The sequence below is a fragment of the Nocardia aurantia genome, from assembly GCF_009604425.1.
In the GTDB taxonomy this organism is placed as follows: domain Bacteria; phylum Actinomycetota; class Actinomycetes; order Mycobacteriales; family Mycobacteriaceae; genus Nocardia; species Nocardia aurantia.
Genome location: NZ_WEGI01000002.1, coordinates 399,368 through 423,807 on the forward strand (window position 1 = coordinate 399,368; position 24,440 = coordinate 423,807).

Annotated in this window: 21 protein-coding genes; 6 read left to right on the forward strand and 15 right to left on the reverse strand. The window is 69.6% G+C overall.

Going from position 1 to position 24,440, the window contains the following annotated elements:
* Positions 1 to 34 precede the first annotated feature (34 nt).
* The 3 genes from NRB56_RS05265 to NRB56_RS05275 form a co-directional block, all read right to left on the reverse strand.
* Positions 35 to 871 carry an ABC transporter permease gene (locus tag NRB56_RS05265; protein ID WP_406603439.1) on the reverse strand — a complete coding sequence of 279 codons (837 nt, stop codon included), beginning with the start codon at positions 869 to 871 and terminating at the stop codon, positions 35 to 37.
* A gap of 224 nt (positions 872 to 1,095) precedes the next feature.
* Positions 1,096 to 1,866: an ABC transporter ATP-binding protein gene (locus tag NRB56_RS05270; protein ID WP_153339333.1), complete on the reverse strand. Its 771-nt coding sequence runs from the start codon at positions 1,864 to 1,866 to the stop codon at positions 1,096 to 1,098.
* Positions 1,863 to 3,122, reverse strand: coding sequence for an amidohydrolase family protein (locus NRB56_RS05275; protein ID WP_194290729.1), 1,260 nt, complete (start codon positions 3,120 to 3,122; stop codon positions 1,863 to 1,865). The genes NRB56_RS05270 and NRB56_RS05275 overlap by 4 nt, the downstream gene beginning before the upstream one ends.
* Positions 3,123 to 3,314: 192 nt before the next feature.
* Between NRB56_RS05275 and NRB56_RS05280 the strand changes: the two genes are divergently transcribed.
* Positions 3,315 to 3,920 carry a helix-turn-helix domain-containing protein gene (locus tag NRB56_RS05280; RefSeq protein WP_319942581.1) on the forward strand — a complete coding sequence of 202 codons (606 nt, stop codon included), beginning with the start codon at positions 3,315 to 3,317 and terminating at the stop codon, positions 3,918 to 3,920.
* Between the two features lie 57 nt (positions 3,921 to 3,977).
* The gene (locus NRB56_RS05285; protein ID WP_153339335.1) at positions 3,978 to 4,925 is read left to right on the forward strand and encodes a PDR/VanB family oxidoreductase; all 948 of its coding nucleotides are present in this window, start codon (positions 3,978 to 3,980) and stop codon (positions 4,923 to 4,925) included.
* Between the two features lie 626 nt (positions 4,926 to 5,551).
* Here NRB56_RS05285 and NRB56_RS05290 read toward each other — a convergent pair.
* From NRB56_RS05290 to NRB56_RS05310, 4 genes are all read right to left on the reverse strand, one after another.
* A complete protein-coding gene (locus NRB56_RS05290) occupies positions 5,552 to 5,947 on the reverse strand; it encodes a DUF6188 family protein (protein ID WP_153339336.1) in 396 nt (131 codons plus the stop codon).
* A gap of 634 nt (positions 5,948 to 6,581) precedes the next feature.
* On the reverse strand, positions 6,582 to 8,045 hold the full coding sequence (locus NRB56_RS05300) for an HNH endonuclease signature motif containing protein (protein WP_153339338.1): 1,464 nt from the start codon (positions 8,043 to 8,045) through the stop codon (positions 6,582 to 6,584).
* Positions 8,046 to 8,535: 490 nt separating this feature from the next.
* Entirely contained in the window at positions 8,536 to 9,288 is a 753-nt protein-coding gene (locus tag NRB56_RS05305; RefSeq protein WP_153339339.1) for a cysteine hydrolase family protein, read from the reverse strand.
* 48 nt (positions 9,289 to 9,336) lie between these two features.
* The gene (locus NRB56_RS05310) at positions 9,337 to 10,824 is read right to left on the reverse strand and encodes an amidase family protein (protein ID WP_319942582.1); all 1,488 of its coding nucleotides are present in this window, start codon (positions 10,822 to 10,824) and stop codon (positions 9,337 to 9,339) included.
* 196 nt (positions 10,825 to 11,020) lie between these two features.
* Here NRB56_RS05310 and NRB56_RS05315 point away from each other — a divergent pair, with 196 nt between their 5' ends.
* The 3 genes from NRB56_RS05315 (at position 11,021) to NRB56_RS05325 (ending at position 13,709) form a co-directional block, all read left to right on the forward strand.
* Entirely contained in the window at positions 11,021 to 11,953 is a 933-nt protein-coding gene (locus tag NRB56_RS05315) for an MBL fold metallo-hydrolase (RefSeq protein WP_319942583.1), read from the forward strand.
* Positions 11,950 to 12,417 (forward strand): cupin domain-containing protein, encoded by a 468-nt coding sequence (locus NRB56_RS05320; RefSeq protein ID WP_153339341.1) that lies wholly within the window; start codon positions 11,950 to 11,952, stop codon positions 12,415 to 12,417. Before NRB56_RS05315 ends, NRB56_RS05320 begins: the two co-directional genes overlap by 4 nt.
* A gap of 68 nt (positions 12,418 to 12,485) precedes the next feature.
* A complete protein-coding gene (locus tag NRB56_RS05325) occupies positions 12,486 to 13,709 on the forward strand; it encodes an RtcB family protein (protein ID WP_153339342.1) in 1,224 nt (407 codons plus the stop codon).
* A 245-nt stretch (positions 13,710 to 13,954) separates the two neighbouring features.
* Here the strand turns inward: NRB56_RS05325 and NRB56_RS05330 are convergent, their stop codons facing one another.
* The 3 genes from NRB56_RS05330 to NRB56_RS05340 all read right to left on the reverse strand — a co-directional run bounded on the left by NRB56_RS05330 (position 13,955) and on the right by NRB56_RS05340 (position 18,041).
* Entirely contained in the window at positions 13,955 to 14,338 is a 384-nt protein-coding gene (locus tag NRB56_RS05330) for a group I truncated hemoglobin (protein ID WP_153339343.1), read from the reverse strand.
* 371 nt (positions 14,339 to 14,709) lie between these two features.
* Positions 14,710 to 15,525 carry a PhzF family phenazine biosynthesis protein gene (locus tag NRB56_RS05335; RefSeq protein ID WP_153339344.1) on the reverse strand — a complete coding sequence of 272 codons (816 nt, stop codon included), beginning with the start codon at positions 15,523 to 15,525 and terminating at the stop codon, positions 14,710 to 14,712.
* A gap of 101 nt (positions 15,526 to 15,626) precedes the next feature.
* Positions 15,627 to 18,041 carry a cation-translocating P-type ATPase gene (locus NRB56_RS05340; RefSeq protein ID WP_153339345.1) on the reverse strand — a complete coding sequence of 805 codons (2,415 nt, stop codon included), beginning with the start codon at positions 18,039 to 18,041 and terminating at the stop codon, positions 15,627 to 15,629.
* A gap of 114 nt (positions 18,042 to 18,155) precedes the next feature.
* Here NRB56_RS05340 and NRB56_RS05345 point away from each other — a divergent pair, with 114 nt between their 5' ends.
* The gene (locus NRB56_RS05345) at positions 18,156 to 18,791 is read left to right on the forward strand and encodes a TetR/AcrR family transcriptional regulator (RefSeq protein WP_153339346.1); all 636 of its coding nucleotides are present in this window, start codon (positions 18,156 to 18,158) and stop codon (positions 18,789 to 18,791) included.
* Between the two features lie 72 nt (positions 18,792 to 18,863).
* Here the strand turns inward: NRB56_RS05345 and NRB56_RS05350 are convergent, their stop codons facing one another.
* The 5 genes from NRB56_RS05350 to NRB56_RS05370 all read right to left on the reverse strand — a co-directional run bounded on the left by NRB56_RS05350 (position 18,864) and on the right by NRB56_RS05370 (position 24,193).
* Positions 18,864 to 19,703 carry a mycofactocin-coupled SDR family oxidoreductase gene (locus NRB56_RS05350; protein WP_153339347.1) on the reverse strand — a complete coding sequence of 280 codons (840 nt, stop codon included), beginning with the start codon at positions 19,701 to 19,703 and terminating at the stop codon, positions 18,864 to 18,866.
* A 75-nt stretch (positions 19,704 to 19,778) separates the two neighbouring features.
* On the reverse strand, positions 19,779 to 20,471 hold the full coding sequence (locus tag NRB56_RS05355; protein ID WP_319942584.1) for an SRPBCC family protein: 693 nt from the start codon (positions 20,469 to 20,471) through the stop codon (positions 19,779 to 19,781).
* Positions 20,468 to 20,965, reverse strand: a complete 498-nt coding sequence (locus NRB56_RS05360) for a (2Fe-2S)-binding protein (protein WP_153339348.1) — start codon at positions 20,963 to 20,965, stop codon at positions 20,468 to 20,470. The genes NRB56_RS05355 and NRB56_RS05360 overlap by 4 nt, the downstream gene beginning before the upstream one ends.
* Before the next feature lie 13 nt (positions 20,966 to 20,978).
* Positions 20,979 to 21,854, reverse strand: a complete 876-nt coding sequence (locus NRB56_RS05365; RefSeq protein ID WP_153339349.1) for an FAD binding domain-containing protein — start codon at positions 21,852 to 21,854, stop codon at positions 20,979 to 20,981.
* Positions 21,851 to 24,193 (reverse strand): xanthine dehydrogenase family protein molybdopterin-binding subunit, encoded by a 2,343-nt coding sequence (locus NRB56_RS05370; RefSeq protein WP_319942585.1) that lies wholly within the window; start codon positions 24,191 to 24,193, stop codon positions 21,851 to 21,853. Before NRB56_RS05370 ends, NRB56_RS05365 begins: the two co-directional genes overlap by 4 nt.
* Positions 24,194 to 24,440: the final 247 nt, after the last annotated feature.

Genomic DNA, 24,440 nt, shown 5'->3' on the forward strand with positions numbered 1-24,440 from the left:
CACAAGGGGTTCGAGGGATGCGGAGAGGTGGGGTTCAGCGGCGGGCGGAGTCGTACCAGTTGCCGACCGCGCGGCGGGAGATCCAGCCGAACAGGCCGAAGACGAGGACACCGAGGGCCGAGGCCAGCAGGATCGCGGCGAACAGTTGCGGGGCCTGCAACCGGGAGCGGTAGTTGTCGATGAGGATGCCGATTCCGGGATCGCCCTGTTTGAAGAAGAAGTCGCCGACGATGGCGCCGACCACCGACAGCCCGGCGGAGATCCGCACCCCGGCGAACGTAGCGGGCAGGGCCGCCGGGAATTCCAGTTTGCGCAGCACGGTCAGCCGGCCGGTGCCGCGCAGCGCGAACAGATCCCGCAGGCCCTGGTCGACCGACTTCAGCCCGAACAGGGTATTGGACACCACCGGGAACAAGGCGATCAATACACACACGAAAACCCGTGCGACGAAACCGAATCCGAACCAGAAGCCGATCAGGGGCACCAGCGCGAGGATCGGGACGCACTGCATCACCACGGCATACGGGAACAGCGCCAGCTCGGCCCAGCCGGCCTGCGACATGAGGATCGCCCAGGCGACGCCGAGCACCACCGCGATCGCCAGCCCGGTCAGCGCCACCACGGTGGTGCGTTCCAGCGCCTGCCACATGTCGGGTCCGGAGGGCCCGAGCAGGCCCTTGGTGAGCACATCCTGCGGCGGCGGCAGCAGGAAACGCCGGGAGGGCGCGAGGATCTCGTACGACGCGAAGTACCACAGGCCGATCACCAGCGCCAGCACCACGGTGGGGGCGAGCACGGCGGCGGGATTCCAGCGCCGCGATCGGGGCGCGGGCGGCTCGGATTCCGTTGCGCCGGGGCCGGTCCGCCGCACCGGCCCGGAAGCCGCCGAGGTACCGCCGGCCGTATTCGGTGCGTCGAGTTCGACCGCCGCGGTGTTGGGTTCATCCGTCGAAGCCGAGTCGGACTCGGTGGCAGGCCCGCTCGGCGAACCGGCTTCCGGCACCTGTTCCGCCGCCACACCCGACTCGCCATCCTGCCCGGATTCCGCTGTACCGCCGGGCTTTTGCGTATCCGACCTGCTTGTCGTCCCGGTCCTCACTGATGACCTCCTCGTAGCGCCTCGGATACTCGCCCGGCCAGCGCGGCGAACTCCGGGGTGAACCGGAGGTCCTGGCGGCGCGGGAAATCGAAGGGGATGTCGATCTCGTCGACGACGGTGCCGGGCCGGCCGGACATCACCACCACCCGCGAGGACAGGAAGACCGCCTCCGCGACCGAATGGGTGATGAACAGCCCGGCGAAGCGGCGCGCGGCGAACAGCTCGCTGATCTCGCCACCGAGCCGCTCCCGGGTGATCTCGTCCAGCGCGCCGAACGGCTCGTCGAACAGGAACAGTTCGGGGTCGACGGTCAGCGACCGGGCCAGCGACACCCGCATCTTCATGCCGCCGGACAGCATGCGCGGCAGGTGATCCGCGAATCCGGCCAGCCCCACCAGTTCGATCGCCTCGTCGGCGCGACGGTAGCGCTCGGCGCGGCCGACCCGGTCGAGTTCGGCGAGCAGCGCGACATTGTCGCGGACGGTCCGCCACGGCAGCAGCGTGGCGTCCTGGAAGACGTAGCCGATCCGGTTCGCGCCGACCTGCGCGTAGCCGCCGGTGGCGCGGTCCAGGCCGGAGGCGATCCGCAGCAGCGTGGACTTGCCGCAGCCGGAAGGGCCTACGACACTGACGAATTCACCGGCCCGTACGACCAGATCGACGTCGCGCAGCGCCACCGTGCCGTTGGGGTAGGTGAGCTCGACGTCCTCGAAGCCGAGCACCTGACTGCCCCGTCGCGGTGGTGCCGTGTTCATCGTGACGCTCATGGAACTGATACCTCCGTAGCCGCGAGTTCTGCTGTCCGGTAAGTCGTTTCGCTGACCGAGACGATCGCGCCGCGATGCACGACCACCCGGTCGGCGGGTGCGTCGGCGATCACGCCGAGCAGGCCGGTGCCGCGCACGGCCAGCAGTTCGGCGGCCGCGCCGGGCCGCGGACCGGCCGCGGGCAGGCCCAGGACGGCACGCGCGCCGTCGGTGACCAGATGCGCGGCCGTCGCCGGGTCCAGATGTCCCGCCGCGATCAGCAGCGCCGCGGTCTCCAGGGCGTCGCTGCGGCCGATCGGGTTGAACGGGTCGCGCACGTTGTCCGCGCCGGCGGCCAGCGGGATACCGGCCGCCAGCAGCGCGGACAGGGCGGTGAGCCCGCGCGGCGTGCTCACCGGGTGCGCGCGGCCCTGTAGGTACAGGTTGGTCACCGGCAGGCTGACGACGCCGATTCCGCTGTGCGCCACCGTCTTCAGCAGCGGTTCGAGTTCCTCGGCCGGGAGCGTGGACAGCCGGCAGCAGTGCCCGGCGGTGCGGATCCGCTCGGCCGGCCAGTCCGCGACCCGGTCGGCGAAGTGACCGAGCATGAAGTGGTCGCCGTCGAGGAATTCGTCGACGTGCAGATCCACCCCGACCCCGCGCCGCTCGGCGATGTCGAGCAGCCGATCGGTCTCGGCGATCGGATCCGGCGCGACATGCGGTGCGCCACCGACCAAGTCGGCGCCGGCGTCCAGCGCATCGTGCACCAGTGCCGCGGGCGCGGTGTTCGGGGTGAGCGCGACGATCTGCACGTCCATCAGCTCGCGCAGCCGCTCCCGGACTCCCACCACGGCGCGCAGCCCGCGCAGCGGATCGGGCCCGTCGAGCAGGTCGACATGGGTGCGCACCGCGGTCGTGCCGTTGCGCAGCAGCGCCAGCGCCGCCGCGAGCGCGCGCTCGTGGAACGACTGCTCGGTGAACACGGCGCAGCCGGCCCGCCAGCTGCTGATCGCCGCGCCGAGATCGCCCAGCGGCGGCGCCAGGGTGTCCCAGGACAGCGCCTTGTCCAGGTGGGCGTGCGGCTCGGCGGGGGCGGTCAGCAACACGTAGCCCCGCAGGTCGACCTCGCCCGCGGCGGAGTCGACGGGCCGCTCCGCGCGATGCGGTTCGACCGCCGCGACGACCCCGGGGTCGCGCAGGGACACATCGACCACCGAGCCGTCCGGCAGCATCGCACCACACAACCGTGAAACACGATGTGGCAGTGGCTGTTCCATATAGCTCCCTCGGACTGTGCGAAGATCTCGGGATCCGCCCGTGGCTGGTGTGGCGGGGCTCTACAGTGAGCTATGTTGATGACATCAACATTTAGGAACTATCGAACCGCAATATTTCGATCCCATGAACAGCGCGGCTTCGTCTTGTTAAACCGTCTCCGGCCGGAGACGACGAGCTGGGAGACAGACATCGTGCCCGACGACGAACAGCACGCCCTCGGCGCCGAGATACGCCGCAGACGTCGCGGCCTCGGCCTCACCATCGTATCGCTGGCCGAACAGGCCCAGATCTCGCATCCGTTCCTCAGCCAGCTGGAACGCGGCCTGGCCCGCCCCAGCATGATGACGCTGGCCCGGCTGGCCGAGGCGCTGGGCACCACCCAGGTGGAGCTGATGATCGCCGCCGACTCCCGGTCCGACGGCGCGGCGAAGCCGGGCTCGATGCGGGTGGTCCGCGCGCACGACGGCCTGCAGCTACCCCGCGGCATCGCCCGGACCGGCTCCGACCAGGGTTCCACCCGGCTGCTGGTGCACGGCCGCGCGGCGTTCTACCCGCAGGAGTTCATCGAGGTGCACACCGACTTCGGCCCCTATTTCGTGCACGACGAGGACGAGTGGCTGTACGTGGTCGGCGGGACGATCGTCGCCGATCTCGGCGATCACGGCCAAGCCCGGCTCACCGAGGGCGACAGTCTCTACTACACTGGCGGCACACCACACCGCTGGCGGGTGGTGGATTGCGTGAGCGCCCGGCTGATCGTCGTGAAGGCCGCCGGGCAGCCGGAGACCGGCGCGTAATCGAGATCCCGTGGCTGGGAACACAATCCGGTGGGGCCGACCTCCGAGAGGGCCCTCATGAACACGAACGAAACGATCGATGTCGTTGTCCGCGACCGCCGCCCGGTGGCTCGCGACATCGACGAATTCACCCTCACCCGCCCCGACGGCGCCGCACTGCCGCCCTGGGAGGCCGGCGCGCACATCGACGTGCTCCTGGACACCGGCGCCGAGCGCCAGTACTCGCTGTGCTCCGATCCGGCGGACCTCTCCGCCTACCGCATCGCCGTCCTGCGCGAGCCCGCGGGCCGCGGCGGCTCGGTGCGCCTGCACGAGCTGATCCCCGGGACAGTGCTCTCGATTCGCCCGCCCCGCAACCATTTTCCGCTCGTGCGCGCCCTCGGCTACGTCTTCGTCGCCGGTGGCGTCGGCATCACCCCGATGCCCGCCCTGCTGGCGGCCGCCGCCCGCACCGGCCGGCCGTGGCGGCTGGTCCTCACCGCGCACAGCCCCGAAAAAGCCGCCTACGCAACCGAATTGCGCGCCCGCCACGGCGACGCGATCACCGTCCACCACTCCGGCGTCGCCGGCCGCCTCGACCCCGCCACCCTGCTGGCCGGCACCCCGCGCGGCACCGCCGTCTACGTCTGCGGCCCGGCCGGCCTGATCGACGCCGTGGAGCGTGCCTGCGCACCGCTGCCGGCCGTCGACGTGTTCACCGAACGCTTCGTCGCCACCACCACGGACAGCGCCGCCGACACCCCCTTCGAGGTCTCACTCGCGAATTCCGGTCTGGTGCTGACGGTTCCACCGGGCCGCTCCATCCTCGACATCGCCGAGGAACACGGCGTGGTCACCGTCTCCTCCTGCCGCGAGGGCACCTGCGGCACCTGCGAAACCCCGGTCGTCAGCGGCGAAATCGAACACCGCGACGCGATTTTGTCCCCGCAGGAACGCGCGGAGGGCGAGACGATGATGATCTGTGTGTCGCGGGGGTGCGGGCCACGGTTGGTGCTGGAGCTCTGAGGGCTCAGGGAGGGTCACGGCAACGACGGTCGGGCGCTTACTGCGAAGACGGAATGGTCGAGGTCGACGGGCAACTATGCGCCGCAGACCGCTGGAGTTGCCGGTGTGCCGACACTCACTCGTCGTCGAGGCGATCCGCACCGAAGTATTCATCGAGTTCCGAGCGCAACGCGCGGTAATCCGGTGCCGGAATCGATGCGAAGAGCTGCTGCAATTCCGCCATGCTCGCCTTGTGTTTCACCCGGAGTGAGCGGGCGTCGGCTGCCGATGTCCCATACCGAGTCAGCACAGACCTCCCTGGATTCCACCTTCTCGAGCACGGAAGCGGATCTGTCGGGATACTCACGCGCTCTGATCGTCTTCGCCATAATGCATTGGTAGCACGGGGAATCGCCGAGGGCACAGGGAAATGACGAGCGGTACTTCGACGGGCGCCAGAGCCGAAGCGGCGAACAGGCGTCACCATTCGCCGACCTCAGGGACCGGCGGACACGAAGACTCAGACCCGAATCACCGATCTGCCCTACAGATTGCGCAACAGATCGAATTACGCTGAGAGCGGCCGTCGAATACGGACTAGCACTCCAGCCCGGACTTCGTGATGTGTGGTTGCCGGTGGGTTGTACTCACTCGGCCCAGTCGGTTTCCCCGCCTGGGCCGATGAGGATCCCGTCGATGCCCGTGCCCGCGAGGTTCCAGGACTCGTGGCCGGGATGTGGGTCGATGGACAGTTGTGCGCCGTTGTCGAAATGCAGGGTCAGTGCTCCACGGTCGCCGATGTGAAGGTCAGTGATGGTCTTGGTGAACAGATCGAGCATGGACGATTGGGCCGAGCCGGTGCCGGGCTCGAGCTCGTGCGGTAGACCGTCGGCGTCGCGCAACACGAACGGTGTCTCGATCACCAGCTCGGCGTTCACCCGGTATCTCGTGTCCGGGTTTCTGGCAACCAGGAGAAGCCGAGTCTGCCAGTCGAATGCGACGCGTTCGACCGTAGCTCCTACCAGCGCCGTGGGCCTCTTCATGCCATTCTCATTCCTTGTACAGCGTCCCGCTTGATTGTGGTCGGCGGTGGTAGCCGGGACGTGTCGGCGCGATGTAGCGCGGCCCCAGCATTCGAGCTCATCGGGACCAGCGACGCTTGCCTCCGCCTCGACAATCGATAGCAGCGAGCTCTCGAGAATCGGCCAACATTGCCGTAACGATCTCACGGGATCTGGTCACAGCTGACAGCATACGGATCGCGACTCACTTCATATGAGCCGTAGACCGGCGCTGATGCGGAAAGCATTGTCCAGCAGCATGTCTGCCCACCGCTCCAGCCGTAGAGATCCTGTGGCATGATCCGTTCACACAGATTCGGAGTCGGCGCACAGCTGTCATGACCACGTCGAACTTACCTGACTGCCCTGTTCTCGGCGCTGTAGTGGAAACACCGGGAGAGGCCCGATGAACGCGCGTGAGAATGACTGTGTCGCAGTTGATATCGCCGACAATTAGCATGCCGGCGGCGCTCGTCCAGCATGTCAGCCACGTGCCGGTGACGCTCGGTCAGCATGGCGACCACGTGCCGGTGACGCTCGACCAGCACGGCGACCACGTGCCGCTGCCCGCCTCCGTCGGTGACGGGGCGGGTGGCGACAGGTATCGGCACTTCGGTCAGCTCGGTTTTCGATACACCGGTTCTGTTGTGGGCGCGAAGTATTCGCCCGGATGATGATATTTGTTGACTCGCGGCCGCCGGGCTGGATCGATGTGGACCGGCGGGATCCATCGGGTACGACCGGCGTCGCGGGCTCCCGGCGCGGCAGGGCTGGTGCCCCATCCGGTGGAGTGGGTTCCGACCTGCTGGTGATGGGGTTCGCAGACGAACGTGAGCTGATCCGCGTCGGTGCTACCACCGGCGGCCCAATCGGTACGGTGGTGAACCTGGCACAGGTAGCCGGGTTTGGTGCAGCCCGGGAAGGTGCAGCCGATATCGCGGGCATGCAGGACGATCCGCTGGTCGGCGGAGGCGATCCGCTTCGCGCGGCCGAGGTAGAGCGGGCGGCCGTCGTGGCGATCGAACACCGCGAGGTAATGATGGGCGTGCGATGCCAGCCGCACGGCGTCGCCGATCGAAATCATCGCGCCACCACCAGTCGCCACCGCGGGGCCGGAGATCTCGACTGCCGAACCCGTCGCAGTTGTTTGAGCGACAGCGTCTTCCAGCTCTTGCAACGTCATCGACAGCACCACGGTGACCGGGAGGCCACGGTGCTGCCCCAGCCTGCCCGAGGCGATACCGTCCCGCAGCACCGCCTTGATCGCATCGTGCTGACGCTGCGGGGCGCTGCGGGTATCGCGTTGTGCGACAACCTCGTCCGGGTCACCATCGGTCAGCGGCGCCGGGTCCTCGGGGTTCAGCAGGCCGGGCTTGGCGAACTTCGCGAAGATCGCCTCCAGATACGCGCGCAGTTCGGGATCCGCGACGACGGTGCACTTCGACATCAGGTCGGGGCCTTGCCTGCCCATGGTGAACGCCCGCCGGCGGGCACGATCGGCGTCGGTGAACGTCCCGTCGGGGTTGATCAACGCCTCCAGCTTGTCGGCGACCTTCCGCAACTGATCCGGACGCAATTCACGGGCGTGACCGGCGAGCATCACCTCGGCTTCCGCGCGGGTCGCCGCGTCGACGGTGACCGGCAGATGGTGCATCACATCGCGGATGATCTTCACATGTGCGGGTGCGATCGCACCGGCACGCTGGGCTGCCGCCGTCTCCGACAACAACGGTGCCACCGCCTCCCCGGTCATGCCGACATGGTGGGCCAGATCGTCGGCGGCATGCCAGCGGGCACGGGCTTCGGCCGGGGTGATGCGGAGGCTGTCGGCGAGCGTATCCACGAGATTGTTGGCCGGGAACTCCGTATTCGACCATTGTTCCTGCAGTTGCGCGATCCACTCGAGACCGGCCGCGGGAAGCATACGCACCACCGTCTCGACCCTGGAGATCAATGTGAGGCGGTCGCGGTTCGAGAGTGCCTGGGTGGACAAGGCCGAGACCTGAGCGGCAGCGGCCTCCAGCGCACGGAGGGCAGCCTCCGCGGCGGGGTCGTCTACTGCTTGCAGGCTCGAACGCATGTTCCCATGATATCCGTCGCCGGATCGGACACGCTAGCGAAAAATTGTCTCTACCTGCGCATTCGGGCGTGTCGGGGTGCGACGGTCGCGGCACCGATCCTCCACCGGGCTACCCGGCCTCGGCACAGAGGAGGTCGATCAACGCCGGGAAGCGTTGTTCCGGTTCGGCCCCGCGCGACTGGGCCGTATTGCTGTTGCCACGATCGACCTGCCGGATCGGGCCGCTCACCGGAGGAGCCACGAGTGGAGGAGTCGACACCTTCGACTGGCCCGGGGTACGGCAGTCGAGAGAAGACCTGGACACGCATCCGGCGTTGCCGCGCATAATATTTCGGGACAGCCGGACGAACTGTCTCGAGCTCAACCTCGAAACTCACGGGCCCGTCATCCGCAGCCCGCACCCGTTGGCTCGTTGCCGTGGACGACATGCGTCGCCGGTCGCGCACCTGCCGGACCGGCCGGTCGCGTGCCGACGATCCTGCCCTCCGACTTACAGCGTCTTTACCAGATCCGCTGCGGTGGCGGTGAATCCGAAGCACTGGCGGACGTTGTAGACGGTGGCGTCCAGGCAGTACGAAGGGGAGGTGGTGGCGACGGCGTCGGTGAGCATGACCACGTCGTAGCCGATGTTCGCGGCGTCCATCAGGGTGGCGAGGACGCACTGGTCGGCGTTGACGCCCGCGAACAGCAGGGTGTCCACTCGGAGGTTACGGAGTGCGGAATCCAGTGGGGTGTCGACGAATCCGCTCATGCGATATTTGTCGATGCGGATATCCTCGGGCACGATGGTCAGGTCGTCGACCACTGCGGCGCCCCAGCTGCCCGCTTCCAGGACGGCGGTGCTGAGAGAGCTTGCGGGGCTGCCGATTCCGTTGCCGTCCCCGGCCGGGTCGTAGACGTGCAGCACGTTCGGGGGCAGGTTGACCCGATCGGGACGGTTGCCCCAGTTCACCCAGATCACCGGGATTTGCGCGGCGCGCACCGCGGGCAGTGCGGCGGCGACGGTTTCGACGGCTGCCCGGGTGCCGGAGATGTCGACGCCGATGCTCGCCAGCCAGCCGTCCGGGTGGCAGAAATCGTTCTGGAGGTCGACGATCAGCAAGGCCGCACGCTCCAGGTCCAGCGACAGATCCTGTGGGAGCGCGGACAATTCGATCGACCGGGGCGGGCGGGCGGGGCGGCGCAGATCGGCCCGGTCCGGCGTCAGCGTCCAGCGATTTCGGTCGTGCACGGTGCTGCTCATTTCTGTCCGGATGTCTTCAGGGGTGCGGGACCGCGAAGGGCGGGCCGATCATGAGCGGGCCGCGAAGGACAGCAGGCTACGATCCTGGCCGGGGCCGGCGAGCAGGCACAGGCCGAGGGGCAGGCCGTCGAGTTGCGGACCGGGCAGGGTCAGGGCGGGCAGGCCGGCCAGGGAGGCGTGGCAGGTCAGGCGGAGGGTTGCCTGGCGGGTCGATTCGACGGTGGCCGGGTCGGCGTTGCGGTGCGGCGCCGGGGAGGCAGCCGCGGGGAGAGCGAAGGCGGTGCCGGAGGGTAGTGCGGCATGCCACGCTTTTGCGGTGCGGCGCAACACTTCTCGGGCTTCGGCTTCGGTTGCGGGGGTGACCGAACGGCCGAACTCGAATCGGGCGGCGATCTCGGGGGCGAGGGCGCCGGGATGCTTCGTGACGAAATCGCCGTGCAGGCGCCAGGCTTCCGCCGCTTGCACGGCCCGGAAGGCGGCGAGCACGGCGGTCAAGGCCTCGGTGGACGCGGGCCGGTCGGGCCGATCTGACGACGGCGGTGATGGAAGGCCCGGACCGTGAGGCAGTGAGGTACTCACCGTGTGAGGCGGCGGGGCGCTTGCCGTGTGGGTTGACGAGGCACTCGCCACGTCGGGTGACGGAGCACTCGCGACGGCAGGCGGCGCGGGATCCGCCGGGAGAGCGGATCGGGAGACCGCGACCTCGGGCCCGATACCCGTTGCGGCATCGTCGATTTCGGCCGGGACCGAATCTCTGGCGGGGCGATCGGGTCCCGGATCGGTGGCTTCGGAGAGATCGGGCAGGGGTACCTCGACCGGTCGCACCTCCACTCCGAGGGCGTGCACCGCGGCCGTGAAGAGGGTTCGGGCCGATTCGGGTAGCAGGTCGATCAGGCTGGGGGCGAGCAGGATCGTGGTGATGGGATGCCGCGGTTGCGGCGGCAGTAGGGCGTCGGCGGCTCGCGTGAGCAGGTCCAGGTCTCGGGTGAGCAGGCCGACGGTGTCGAAACTCGGTGCCAGGCCGAGTAATCCGGTGCGGGAGACGGCATCGTGGGTGGTGCGCAGGCCGTACAGTCCGCAGTAGGAGGCGGGGACCCGGATCGAGCCGGCGGTGTCGGTGCCCAGGCCGATGTCGGCGACGCCCGCTGCCACGGCGGCGGCCGGGCCGCTGCTGGATCCGCCGCAGAGGTGTTGCGGCGCTACCGGATTGGGGACCGCACCGTAGTGGATGTTCGCGCCTTCCAGGGAGAAGGCGAGCTCGTCGGTGAGGGCCATACCCGTGATGTCGGCGCCGGCGTTCAGCAGCGCGGTGACCGCGTCGGCGTGGGAGGTTTCGACGGGGGCCTCGGCGAGCCAGGCGGGGTTGCCCGCGCCGATCTGCTGACCGGCCACGGCGAAGAGGTCCTTCACCGCCACCCTCGCGTGGTTCAGGGGGCCGTAGTCGCCGGGTACCAGGGGGCCGTCCGGCGGCAGCACTCGCCACATCGAGGTGTCGGTGGGGAATTCGTCGACGGGTGTGACGGGAGGGCTGCTCACCGTTCCGAGCCTAGCCAGAAATGTTGATGGCATGAACATGTCGCGTAACGGCGGTGTGAACGCTGACCGGCCGGGCCGGTGCGGTGGTCAACAGGGGTGGAGGTTCATGCCGAGGCCGTCCCGAGAGATTTACGTCGGCGCAATACAGTCCGAATAGGGTTGCCGATGTAAGTGTGATCAACATTTTGGAGGTCCCGTGGGGTCGGCGCGAGGGGAATTCTGCGCGGTGGCCGAGGAGTGGTTCGCGGTGCGCGATCTCGGCGACGGGATGTACCTGATCAACGAACCCGGGCATGTGGCCAGTTATCTGGTGGTCGGCAGCCGGTCGGCGTTGTTGTTCGATTCCGGGATGGGGATCGCGGCGATCTCGCGGATCGTCAGCGGGCTGACGGCGTTGCCGATCCTGGTGGTCTCCTCGCATCACCACACCGACCACCGGGGTGGGAACGCCGATCTCGCCGCGCACGCGGACATCACCGACTTCGCGGCGCATCCGGCGGCGCGGAATCCGGCGTCCGGATGTGCGCACGCCGCCGCCGATCCGGCCTTTCTCGGGGCCTACGCGGCGGCGATGGCCGGTGTCGTCGACGCGTATCGGCGCTTCGCGGAGGCGGATCGGCGATACTTCTTCAGCCAGGCCCGGGTCGACGCGATGCGGGCGCTGCCGGATCTGAGCGGGTGGGCGATTCCGGCCACCGAGGTCACGCGGACGCTCGCCGACGGGGAGATCCTCGACCTCGGGGATCGGCGGTTCGAGGTGCTGCACACGCCGGGTCACGCGCCCGACGCGCTGTGCCTGTTCGACCGCGCCTCCGGGACGCTGCTGTCCGGTGACACCGTGCTCACCGCGGCACACTGGCTGCACGGGCCGGGGGCCGATCCGGCGGCCTTCGCCGCGTCCACCGCGCGGCTGGCCGGTCTGCCGATCCGGCGAATCCTGCCCGCGCACAACCTGATCACCGAACTTCCGGGGCGCGCGGCCGGCGAGGTCGCTGCCGCGGCGGCCGCGCTGCTCGCCGGGACCACCGCCGCCGCGCCCGGCGCCGATCTGCTCGGGAATCCGGTCGTCCGGCACGACTGCGGACCGGTCACCCTGCTCACCCCCGCCCTCGGAAAGGAATCATCATGACCGGCGCTCCGCCCGTCGTCCGTCGCCTCGGCGACCTGCACGCCTCGCTCATCTCCCCGGCCGACACGGTCCGGTTGTGCACCCTCGCCGGTCCCGAACACGGTTCCGCCGCAAGTGTTTTCCTGGAAATCTGGGAACCGGGTGGGGCGCAGCCGGTGAATTCGCATCCCGATTCGGCGGAGATCTTCCTGGTGCTGGCCGGGACGGCCCTCGCCTACAGCGACGAGCATGTCGCCGAGCTGACCGCGGGCGACATCCTGGTGTTGCAGCCGGGTTCCGCGCATCGGATCGTCAACACCTCGGCGAGCGAACGGCTGTACACGGTCACGGTCATGGCCGACGACGGCGGGTTCGCCGCGCTGGTCGCCGCGGGTACCCGGGTTCCGTTGCACACCAGCGATATTCGTGTCCTGACCGGGATTGCGGCGGATACCGATCCGGATTCGGGGCGCGACACGGCGTAAATCGGATGCGCCCGGGGCGTCCGGTTTCCTACCGTGGTGGAAACGTACACCGCTGGAAGGAGTCCGGAATGTTTCCCGTCGAGCTGCGCGGTACCCGGGCGCAGACGCTGATGTGGGCCCACGAGCACGAGGTCGAGCCGGCCGCGTTGCGGCAGTTGCGCAATATCGCGCAACTGGAATGGGTGCACGGCGTCCGCGTGATGCCGGACGTGCATCTCGGCAAGGGCGCCACCGTCGGTTCGGTCATCGCCATGCGCGACGCGGTCGCCCCGGCCGCGGTCGGGGTCGACATCGGCTGCGGGATGGAGGCCGTGCGGACCTCCCTGACCGCCGCCGACCTGCCCGCCGGCCTGCACGGGCTGCGCACCCGGATCGAGCGCGCGGTTCCGGTCGGGTTCGCCGCGCACGACGATCCGGTCGACGTGACCCGGTTGGAGGCGCGGGTCGTCGGGCAGCATGCCGCGGGCACCACCCTGCGTGCCGGGTGGCAGCGGTTCTGGCGGGCGTTCGCGGAGCTGGATCCGGTCGCGGGACCGCGGGAGTCGAAGGCGCACAAGCAGATGGGCACCCTCGGGGGTGGCAACCATTTCATCGAGGTGTGCCTGGACACCACCGATCGGGTGTGGGTGCTGCTGCATTCGGGCAGCCGCAACATCGGCAAGGAGCTGGCCGAGCGGCATATGACCGTGGCTCGGGCACTGCCGCACAACCGGGATCTGCCCGATCGCGATCTGGCCGTATTCCTGTCCGGCACACCGGAGATGGCCGCCTACCGGCGCGACCTGACCTGGGCGCAGGAATACGCCGCCCGCAACCGGGCGGTGATGCTGGCGCTGGTGTGCTCGGCGGTGCGGGACGAATTCACCGGAGTGCCGGTCACATTCGACGATCCGATCTCCTGCCACCACAACTACGTGGCCGAGGAGACCATCGACGGTGTGCCGATGCTGGTGACCCGCAAGGGCGCGGTGCGCGCCGGCGCCGGGGATCTCGCGCTGATCCCGGGTTCCATGGGGACGCGGTCGTATGTGGTTCGTGGCAAGGGCAATCCGGCGTCGTTCGAGTCCGCCTCGCACGGCGCGGGACGCCGGATGAGCCGCAGCGCCGCCAAGAAGCAGTTCACGGTGGCGGACCTGATCGCACAGACCGAGGGGGTGGAGTCCCGTAAGGACGCCGGGGTGGTCGACGAGATTCCCGCCGCCTACAAGGACATCGACGAGGTCATCGCCGCCCAGGCGGATCTGGTCGAGGTGGTCGCGACACTGCGCCAGGTGTTGTGCGTGAAGGGCTGACGTCGGGCGAAAGTGCGCACCGGACGCCAAGGGCCCGCGCGTCGCCCGGGTGGTGCACACGACGCAACCCTGGTGCGCCCGCACGACCGAGGTGGTGCGGGGTGCACCGGGTGTAGTGCACATCCTCGAATGCCCGCTGGGCCTCGCGTCTGTGCGGTTCGCACCGAACCGTATCCCGGAAGCCGAGAGGCCGCGGCGATCCCATTGGGCAGCGCAGGCAATCCCTGGGTGAGGTGACGGTCCTGTCAGCCGCCCGAGGCGATCTCACCGGACAGCGGGGCGACGGCGCCGATGATCTGCTCGACGATTTCCGGCGGAACCCCGGCGGCGGTCAGGGTGTCGGACAGGTGGCCGGCGACCAGACCGAAATGGTGCAGCGTGATGCCGCGGCCCTGGTGCACCTGCTTCATCGGGGCGCCGGTGTAGGGGTCGGGGCCGCCCAGGGCGGCGGCGAAGAATTCGACCTGCTTGCCCTTCAGCCGGGACATGTTGGTGCCGGTGAAGAATCCGGCGAGTTCCGGATCGGCCATGACACGGATGTAGAAGGAGTCGACAACCACTTCCAGCGCTTCGCGGCCGCCGATCCGCTCATAGATCGTGGTGGGTTCTGTGACGCTCATGGCGACCATGACAACACCGGGGTGTTGCCGATCGATCAGTCGGCGATTGCCACCGTGTTGGGCCGTGTTGCCCCGATTTCACCGCTGCCGGCCCGGCGTTGTGAGGTGAACGCGACCGCACCGCGTGGCTACCGGCCGGCCGGAGGCGCTGCGGCGCCATCCGGTCCGGGAGTGCCCGGCCGCTCGCCCCTCATCAGGTGGGCGGCCGGGCCACCCCGATCGCGGGCGACCGGGGTGGCGCCAGATTACTGCGTACGGGTGACTATTGTGTCGGGTTCCGCTGCGGGTTCGGGTCGAACTCGTGTCCTGCAAGCGAATTCGGCCCCTACACCGGGCGGCCGCGCGGCGGGGAGCGCAGACGTTCTGCGGGCCATCGGCTTTCAATCGGGCAGCTGGACCACGCCGTCGAGGTAGCGGTGGCAGTGACCGGTCAGCAGCACCCGGTCGCCGGCGAGGGCGCAGTGCAGCAGGCCGCCGCGGCGCGACAGTTGCCGGGCGGACAACTCGGCGCGGCCGAAGTCGCGGCTCCACAACGGGGTCAGCTGGGCGTGCGCGGATCCGGTGACCGGATCCTCGGGGATGCCGGCGCCGGGAGCGAAGAAGCGGGAGACGAAATCGGCGCTGTCGCCGGGCGCGGTCAGGATCACGCCCCGGGGCAGCGGCGGGAAGGCCCCGAAATCCGGTCGGGCGCTGCGGACTTCGTGCTCGGTGGCGACCACGATGATCTCGTCCTGGCCGGACAGCGCGCGCAGCGGGCGCACCCCGAGCGCGGCGGCCAGCGCCGGATCGGGCTCGACGTCGATCGACGGCAGGGCGGGCAGGCTCATCCGCAGCGCGTCGCCCGCGCGCTCGACCGACAGCCAGCCGCTGCGGGTGAAGAACTGCACCTGCTCCGCCTCCGGGTGCATATCCTCCAGCAGGTAGGCGGCGGTCGCGAACGTCGCGTGACCGCACATGTCGACCTCGAGCATCGGGGTGAACCAGCGCAGGTGGAACGCCGGGCCCTCGCCCGGCGGGAGGCCGGCCCCGATCGGCAGAGCCGAAGTGTAGAAGGCCGTTTCGGCGAGATTGTTCTCCTCGGCGAGCTGTTGCAGCAGGTCGTCGGACAGCCAGGACAGCAGCGGCATCACCGCCGCCGGGTTTCCGGTGAACGGCGCGTCGGCGAACGCATCGATCTGATGCAGCAGAACCTCCATACCGCCGAAGGTACCCGCGTCGGCCAATCAACACGCGGCACAACGCGGTTCACGGCGCGCCATATCGGCCGACCAGTTGGCTTCCCGAAAGATGGCCGGGTTCAGCTCTTTTCGACCGCCGGAGCCGACGGCAGCAGGCCGCGCCGCTCGCCGAGGTACCACCAGGCGGCGGTCACCAGCACGATGCCGATCGCCCCGCAGCCCACCGCCACCGACGTCAGGGCCACATCCGAGGGGTCCAGCCGGAAGAAGTGCCGGGTGAACGGGACCGCGAACAACACCAGGTAGAACGCCACCGAACCGGCGATCAGCAGGATCTTCCACCAGTTCCACGGCCGCGCCACGATCGCCAGCACCCACACCGCGACGATCAGCAGCGTGATCAGGGCGGTGGTGCCCGCGCGCACCTGCTGCTCCTCGGACGCCTCCGCGCCCCGGTAGGCGAACAGGTAGGCGACGAACGTGACCGTGCCGATCACCACCCCGGACGGCACCGCCAGCCGCAGCACCCGGCGCACGAAACCGGTTCGCGCCCTTTCGTTGTTGGGCGCCAGCGACAGGATGAAGGCGGGGATGCCGATGGTGAACCAGGCCACCATCGTGACGTGCCGGGGCAGGAACGGGTACGGCAGCGGATCGTAGTGGAACACCTGGGATCCGATCCCCACGATGCCGACGGTGAAGGCCAGCAGTACCGAGTAGACGGTCTTGGTGAGGAACAGATTCGACACCCGCTCGATGTTGCCGATCACCCGCCGGCCCTCCCCCACCACGTACGGCAGGGTGGCGAATCTGTTGTCCAGCAACACGATCTGCGCCACCGCGCGGGTGGCGGGGCTGCCCGACCCCATCGCGACGCCGATGTCGGCGTCCTTGAGCGCCAGCACGTCGTTGACGCCGTCGCCGGTCATCGCGACGGTGTGGCCGCGCGAGCGCAGCGCACCGACCATGGCGCGCTTCTGATCCGGGCGCACCCGGCCGAAGGTGGTCTCGTGGTCGAGCACGTCGGCCAGGTCGGCGGCGCCGTCGGGCAGGGTGCGGGCGTCCACCGCGTGGTCGCCGCCGGGCAGGCCCAGGGAGGTCGCCACCGCGCCCACCGAGACGGCGTTGTCGCCGGAGATCACCTTGATCGCCACCTGCTGGTCGGCGAAGTACTCCAGGGTGGGCCGGGCGTCGGGACGGACCTTCTGGTCCAGCACCACCAGCGCCGCGGGGGTGACCGTGCCGGGGGCGTCGGCGGCGTCGACCCCGCGGTCGCCGCGGGCGAGCAGCAGCACGCGCAGGCCCTGGCCGCCGAGATCCTGTGCGGTGCGGGCGATCTCGCTGCCGGCGTCCAGGAGCACGTCGGGCGCGCCGAGCAGCCAGTTGCCGCGCTCGCCGTAGGAGACTCCGCTCCATTTCTTCGCCGAGGAGAACGGCGCGACGGCGGTGGGCTCCCAGGCCGGGCCGTCCGGCAGCGCCTCGGCGATCGCGGCGATGCTGGCGTTCGGGCGCGGATCGGCGGCGGCCATGGCGGCCAGCACCTCTCGCAGCCGATCCTCCGGAACATCGCCCACCGCACGGACTTCCGACAGCGTCATGCCGTTCTCGGTGAGCGTGCCGGTCTTGTCGGCGCACACCACGTCGACCCGGGCCAGGCCCTCGATGGCCGGCAGCTCCTGGACCAGGCACTGCCGGCGGCCGAGCCGGACCACGCCGACCGCGAAGGCCACGGAGGTCATCAGCACCAGACCCTCCGGCACCATCGGGACCAGGGCCGCGACCATGCCGTCGAGGGCGTCGCGCCAGGACTGGTGGCTGGAGAACAGCTGGTTGTAGATGGTGACCAGGCCCGCCGGAATCAGCAGCCAGGTGATCACCTTCAGGATGGTGTCGATGCCACTGCGCAGCTCCGAGTTCACCAGTGTGAACTTGCTGGCCTCGGCGGACAGCTTCGCGGCGTAGGCGTCGCGGCCGACCTTCGTGGCCCGGTAGGCGCCGGATCCGGCGGACACGTAGCTGCCCGACATCGCCCGGTCGCCGACGGCCTTGTCGATCGGATCGGCCTCACCGGTCAGCAGCGACTCGTCGATCTCCAATTGCCCGGACTCGATCACCTCGCCGTCGACGACGATCTGGTCGCCCGGACCGAGTTCGATGATGTCGTCGAGTACCACCTCGTTCGGCGGCACCGGCCGCGCGGCGCCGTCGCGGCGCACCACCGGCTCCGCGCGGCCGACGATCGCCAGCGCGTCCAGGGTCCGCTTGGCCCGCAGCTCCTGCACGATGCCGACGACGCTGTTGGCGACGATCAGCAGGCCGAACATCGCGTCGATGTAGGAACCGGTCACCAGGACCAGGACCAGCAGGACGCCGAGGATCGCGTTGATCCGGGTGAAGACGTTGGCCTTGACGATGTCCGACACCGACCGGGCGGCGCGCTCGGGGACGTCGTTGACCCGGCCGTCCCGCATCCGCTGTGCCACCTCGTCGGCGGTCAGCCCCGACGTTCTCGCTACCTGTTCGGTGCTCGACATGATCGACAGCCTACGACGTGGCGATCGTCGCAAACCGGACCACGGCTGCGACGCGCATCGGCGGGCTAGCATGATCATTGATCCCATGACCGGGCAGTGGTGAGGAGGAGCCGGATGGCAGCGCCGCGCAGGGTCGCCGGCCCCGACGCGAAGAATCGCGGCATCCTCGTCGAGGCCGCGGAGCAGTTGATGCTGGAGCAGGGGTATTCGGCGGTGACCGCGCGCCGGGTGGCCGAGCGGGCCGGGCTGAAATTCCAGCTGGTCCACTACTACTTCCGGTCCATGGACGATCTGTTCCTGGCGATCCTGGAGCGGCGGGTGGAGAGCGCGGTGGAATTGCAGGCGGATCTGCTGCGCGCGGACCGGCCGCTGCACGCGCTGTGGCGGTTCGGCACCGATCCGGCGGATGTGCGGATCACCCTGGAATTCGTCGGGCTGTCGGTGCACCGCCCGGTGATCCGGGCCGCGCTCGCGGAGGCGGCGGAACGATTTCGCGCCATCCAGACCGAGACGCTGACGGGGATCATCGCCGCCGCGGGGGTGGACGCGGAGCGCTTCCCGGCGGGTGCGCTGGCGGTGATGCTGACCGGGGTGGCCCGGACGCTGGTGCTGGAGCAGGCGATCGGGATGGACGGCGGTCATGCCGAGGCGCTCACGATGATCGAACGCGAACTGGCGCTGCTGGAGCCGGAGACGCGGGAGGCAGCGGAGCCGGTCGCGGCGGAAGCGGCGGAACCGCCCCGCGGCTGAGCCGGTAGCGCCCCGACAAGTGCCCGGCGCCGCGCGGTGGCGGGATCGAACTCCGCCACCGCGATGCCCGGCTTACTTCAGGGTGCTGCCGCCGTCGACGGTCATGGTCAGACCGGTGATGTAGCGGGCCTCGTCGGAGGCCAGGAACAGTACCGCGTTGCTGATGTCGACGGGCTCGACCCAGCCGATCGGCAGCACGTGCATGAACTGGGCGACCGGCTTGAAGTCCTCGATGGTCGGGCTCTCCAGGTCGGGGCGGAACATCTTCATGGTGCCCTCGTTCATGAACATCGGGGTGTTCACGTTGGTCGGGTGCACCGAGTTGACCCGGATGTTGTGCTGGCCCAGCTCGACCGCGAAGGCCCGCATCAGGCCGACCACACCGTGCTTGGCGGCCACGTAGTGACCGGTGTTCGGGTAGGCCTTCAGGCCGCCGACCGAGCTGGTGAGGATGATCGACCCGCCGTTGCCACCCGAGAGGATGTGCGGCACACCGGCTTTCACCGTCTTCCAGACGCCGGCGAGGTTGATGTCGATCATGGTGGTCCAGTCTTCTTCGCTGGTCTTGTCCAGCGTGGCGCCACCGTTGCCGATACCCGCGCCGGCCGAGATGATGTCCAGCCGGCCCAACTGCTCGACGCCGCTGTCCACGGCCGCCGACAGGGCGTCGAAGTCACGGACGTCGACCTCGGCGGTGACGATGCGCCGGCCCAGGCCCTTCACCAGATCGGCGGTCTCGGCCAGATCCTCGGGGGTCGAACTCGGGATCAGGTCGGTGCCACTGACGGGCTTGCACACGTCGACGGCGATGATGTCGGCGCCCTCCTGGGCCAGCCGCACGGCGTGGCTACGCCCCTGACCACGTGCCGCGCCACTGATGAGGGCAACCTTGCCCTCGACTCTTCCCGTCATCTGACTGCTCACTTTCTGCTTCGGTGAAGATGCGCCGCCGGCCGGCCGCGCATCGGGATGCCCACGGGCCGTCGCTCAGCGGGCGGCCAGGCGGCGGCGGTCACGACGCCACAGCACCAGCACCAGCGCCAGCGCCGCCACGGCGGCAACCAGACCGACCCGCTCTCCGCCGATTCCGGCGGCGGAGAGCAGGTCGATCGGTTCGGCAGCCGGCCGCGCCGCGGGCTGCACGTTTCCGGCCGGAGCGGACGCCGGCGCGACGGCGGCGCCGGGCGCCGCCTCCGGTTCGGGCGAGTCCGCTTCGGAAGTCGTTGCGGTGGAGGAGGACGCGATGATCAGATCCGCCAGGTTGTCGGCGAACTGACCGATCAGCGCGCCCGCCACCTCGGCCAGCGCACCGCGCCCGAACTGGGCCGGCTTACCGGTGATGTTCAGGTCGGTGTCGACGAAAACCTCTGTCTTGTCGCCGGTTTCGACGAGCCGGCAGGTGATGGTCGCCTTCGCGGTGCCGTTGCCGCGCGCCTCCCGGCCGCCGCCCTCGAGCACCGCGATCCGCGCGTCCTCGTCGGCCGACACGATCCGGATGGTGCCGTTGTAGGTGAGGCCGATCGGGCCGAGCTTCACCTTGATCCGGCCCTGGAAGGCGTCCCCGTCGCTGCCGGTCAGGGTGGCGCCGGGAACACAGGGCGCGATGCGCTCCAGATCCAGCAGCACCTTCCAGGCGTCCGCCGCCGGGACGGGTATGCCGAATGTGTTCTCGAGTTTCACGCTGATCCTTCCAGAGATGCTTGTTTCATCGTCTCGGCCGCGGAGGCAACGGCTTTCACGATCCCCTGGTACCCGGTGCAGCGACACAGGTTGCCGGAGATGGCCTCCCGGATCTCGCCCTCGGTCGGCTCCGGGTTCTCGCGCAGGAACGCGGTGGCCGAGACGATGAATCCCGGTGTGCAGAAACCGCACTGCAATCCGTGGTGCTCGCGGAACGCCGCCTGCACCGGCGACAGCTCGCCGTCCGGGGAGGCGATGCCCTCGACCGTGGTGATCTCCGATCCGTCGGCCTGCACCGCGAAGATCAGGCAGGCCCGCACCGCGGCGCCGTCCAGCAGGACCGTGCACGCTCCGCACACGCCGTGCTCACAGCCCAGATGGGTTCCGGTCAGGCCGCGCCGGGTGCGCAGGTAGTCGGCGAGCACCAGCCGCGGGGGCACCCGATCCCGATGCAGATCGCCGTTGATCCGCACTTCGATGTCGATATCGGTCATTGTTCCCGTCTCCTCAGTCGTTTCCGGCCTCGTCGACGGCGCGGCGCCAGGCGCGCGCCACCATCTGCGCGCCGATGCGCTTGCGATAGTCGCCGGAGCCGTGCATGTCCGACGGCACCGAGGTCAGGCCCGCGGTCGCGGCGTGGCCGACCTCGTCGGCCGAGATCTCCGACACGCGGCGGCCGATCAGTTCCGCCTCGGCGGCGGCCGCACGTTCGGTGGTCGGCGCGAGGCCGAAAAGGCCGATGCCGCAACGCTCCACGCACGAGTCGGCGTCGATCCGCACCGCGACCGTGGCCCCCGCGAGGGCGAAATCGCCACTGCGCCGGGCGAATTCCTCGACGGCGAAGCCGGATCGGCCGTGCCACACCGGGAACACGATGCCGGTGAGCAGTTCATCGGGTTCCAGCGCGGTGCTCCACATGCCGGTGAAGAAGTCGGCCGCGGCGATGGTGCGCCGGCCCCGCGGGGACAGCGCCTCCAGTTGGGCGTCCAGAGTCAGTGCCACCGCGGGATATTCGGCCGCGGCGTCCGCGTGCGCGATGGAGCCGCCGATGGTGCCGCGGTTGCGGATCTGGAAGTGCCCGATGTGCGGGGTGGCCCGGGACAGCAGCGGCACCGCGCGGCGGACCTCCTCGGAGCGGCCGACCGCCGCGTGCGTGGTGCCCGCGCCGATCCACACTGTGTCGCCGCGGACTTCGATGCCGCGCAGTTCGGTCACCCGGCCCAGGTCCACCAGATGGTCGAACACGGCCAGCCGCAGCGCGAGCATCGGCACCAGGCTCTGGCCACCGGCGATGGCCTTCGCCTCGTCGCCGAGTTCGGCGAGCAAGTTCACCGCCTCCTCGGCGGTCGCCGGCGAATGGTATTCGAAGGCAGCCGGTTTCATGACTGGGCATCCTTTCCGCGAGCCGCGTCGATCAGGCCCACTATGGTCGCCGGCGACAGCGGCAGCGCGCCGACCTCGACGCCGAGCGGGGCCAGCGCGTCGGCGACCGCGTTGATCACCGCGGGGGCCGAGCCGATGGCGCCGCCCTCGCCGACCCCCTTGAAGCCGCCGGGGCCCGCGCTGTGCGATTCGACGTGGACCACCTCGATGGTCGGCGATTCGGTGGCGGTCGGCAGCAGGTAGTCCATGAAGGTGGTGGCGATCGGGTTGCCGTCGTCGTCGTAGGCCTGCGACTCGTAGAGCGCGCCGCCGATGCCCTGTACGGTGCCGCCGTAGATCTGGCCCTCGACCACGTTCGGGTTGATCATCGGGCCGACGTCCTCGCCGACGATGTAGCGCAGCAACGTGACCCGGCCGGTCTCGATGTCGACCTCGCAGGTGCACACGTGGGTGGCGTTGGCCCAGATCATCGGCGCCGCGGCGCGATACCGGCCGCTGGCCTCCAGTCCGGCGGGGATGCCGGGCGGCAGCGCCTCGGGCTGGAAGTAGGCGATCTCGGCGATCTCCCGCAGCGTCAGCGCGACGTCGGGGACACCCCGGACCGTGGCCCGGCCACCGGTGAACTCGATGTCCTCGGCGGGGGTGTTCAGCTTGTGCGCCGCGATGGCCACGATCCGATCCCGCAGTGCCGCGGCGGTTTCCGCGACCGCGCCGGCGGTCACCGAGGCCGAGCGGCTGCCGCCGGTGCCGCCGCCGAACGGGGTGACGGCGGTGTCGCCCTGGATGGTGTGCACGTCCTCGACGTTCACGCCCAGCGCGTCGGCGGTGAGCTGGACGACCGTGGTCTCCAGGCTGTTTCCGGCCGATCCGCCGGAGACGTAGACGTTCACGCCGCCGGACGGCTCGATCCGGATGGTGCCGCCCTCGGTGGCGTAGAACGGGGTCGAACCGGCGGTCGGCTCGACGTAGGTGCAGGTGCCGACGCCGAGGTAACGGCCCTGCTCGCGGGCGAGTTCCTGTTCCTTGCGGAACGCCTCGTAATCGAGGGCCTCGATCGCCTTCTCGAAGGTCTCGAGCGGTGTCATGTCGCTGTACGGCATGCCGCTGGGGTTGACCATCGGCAGTTCGTCCTGGCGAATCATGTTGCGCCGCCGCAGTTCTATGGGATCGATGCCGATCTGCCGGGCCGCGGTGTCCATCAGGATCTCGCGGGCGACCGACTCGAACTGCCACGGACCGCGGTAGGCGACGCGGCCGACGGTGTTGGTGTACACCAGCTTCAGGTCGAAGGTGGCGGCCGGCACCCGGTACGGACCGGTGAAGAGCATGCCGACCGGGAAGGCCGCCGTGAGCGGCGACGGGATCGGGTAGGCGCCGACATTCTGCAGATAGTCGATGGCGGCGAACGTGATTCGGCCGTCGGCGTCGAAGGCCATCTGCGCGATGCCGGATTCGTGGCGCGCGGAGCCGGCGGCGATCAGGTTCTCCTGCCGGTCCTCGATCCACTTCAGCGAGGCGCGCAGCTTGCGGGCGGCGAGCATGACCGAGATGTCCTCGCGGCCGGGAACGACCTTCTGGCCGAAGCCGCCGCCGGTGTCGCGGGCCACCACGCGCACGAGGTGTTCCGGGATGCCCAGCAGCCGCGCGCAGAAGCCGCGCATGCCGTGCGGGGACTGGGTGGAGGCCCAGATGGTCATCTCGCCGGTCGGCGCGGACCATTCCGCGATCAGGCCGCGGGTCTCCATCGGCACGGGCACGTAGCCCTGCTGGAAGATGTGCTGCCGCACCACATGTGCGGCGTCGTCGTAGATCTGCTGCCGCTGCTCGGCCGGCATACCGGGGATCAGGGCGGCGAGGTTGGCCGGGCAGTCGGCGTGCACCAGCTCGGGGTTCTCCGCGGCGGTGGTGTAGTCGACGATCGGCGGCAGCGGGTCGTAGTCGACGACGATCAGTTCGGCCGCGTCCTCGGCGACGTACCGGTCGACGGCGACGATCAGCGCGACCGGATCACCGACGAACCGCACCTCGCCCTCGGCCAGCGGCGGCCGCGGCACCGGCGGCATGCCGGGCAGGTCCAGCGCGTAGACCAGCTCGTGAACCTCGGAGTTCAGGTCCGCGGCGGTATAGACCGCGCGCACCCCCTCCAGCGCCAGCGCCTCGGAGACGTCGATGTCGAGGATTCGCGCGCGCGGTAACGGGCTGCGGACGAAATGCACGTGGGCCATGCCCGGCCGGACGATGTCGTCCACGTACTCGCCCGCGCCGGTCACCAGCCGCAGATCCTCGATGCGCGGAACCCGCGCGCCGACGAAACCCGCTGTGGCAGTACCGGTCGTCACGACAGGCCCTCCATTCGCTTCGGATGCCGGCGCGGATCGGGCACAGGCCGGGAACCGTCGTCGGTCAGGGGTACGGCGGTCACCGGGGGCTGCCGGGGATCGCCACGGGTGGGTAGCACGGTGAGCGGGATCGGGGATCGGAGGAGCGCGGACAGGGTTCGAGTGCGGACTGCGCGGACGGCCGGTCGACGGCCGCTCGCCGATGCTGTACACCTGTCTAACATTGCCCCAGACCCCTGTCAATAGC